General features: G+C 47.1%; 1 protein-coding gene. It reads right to left on the bottom strand.

From position 1 onward, the window contains the following. Positions 1 to 3: 3 nt before the first annotated feature. The gene (locus tag R8O10_RS24885) at positions 4 to 750 is read right to left on the bottom strand and encodes a DUF3450 domain-containing protein (RefSeq protein ID WP_318191912.1); all 747 of its coding nucleotides are present in this window, start codon (positions 748 to 750) and stop codon (positions 4 to 6) included. Between the last annotated feature and the right edge of the window lies 1 nt (position 751).

Below are 751 nucleotides of genomic sequence, written 5' to 3'. Positions count from 1 at the left end.
CATTTACTTGCCCTCCGCAACCGTTAGTGACACTGGCAGAGTTAACATACTCGGTGCAATTTGTTTGTTTGCCATAGCAAACGCCTTATCTAGCTCGGTCTTTTGTTCCGAACCAACAGGCTGCCAGGCTTGTTGCTGTTGCGACCAACTCCAGAATTTGTCACCAGACAGGCTACGCGCAACCAAAGATACACGGCCCAAGTAAAGGACATCTGCTTCCACTTTTTCGTTAGCATCTAGGTTAATTTTGCCTTGGTAGATACCAAGCTTGGTGCCGTAGTCCATTTCAATTTGGTAGGCTTCTAGGATTCGACGGAATTTCTCTGCGTCGGCAACATCGGCTCGCGTCATCAGATCATCAAGCTTCGCAATGCGTTCTTCACGCTGAGCTTTACGAATAGGTTTGTCGCTGGCCACTATGCGCTTGAGTCCTTCAAGCATGTGATACATCAATGGCACGACACCCTGACGAGTTTGAGCAATCTGCTCAATTTGCTCGTTCAAGCTGTTCACTTCTTGATGTTGGCTCTCGACCAAACTTGAAAGATGATCACGATAAATCTTCAAGTTGCTGACTTCTTCCTGAAGCTGTTCGATTTCCGCTTCCAGCGTCAGAGCCTTTTCTGCGCTTGCATCAATACGTTTTTGGCTAACCGCTGATGCTTGGTTAGTTTTACTCTGCACTGCTTGTGCATCGTTTAAATTCGCCGCCTGAGCAGGAATCAAAACGGATGAGATCAACAGAGCGATA

This window comes from Vibrio sp. 1727, assembly GCF_033344415.1.
GTDB classification, from domain to species: domain Bacteria; phylum Pseudomonadota; class Gammaproteobacteria; order Enterobacterales; family Vibrionaceae; genus Vibrio; species Vibrio alginolyticus.
This window is presented reverse-complemented; position numbering and strand designations above follow the sequence as displayed.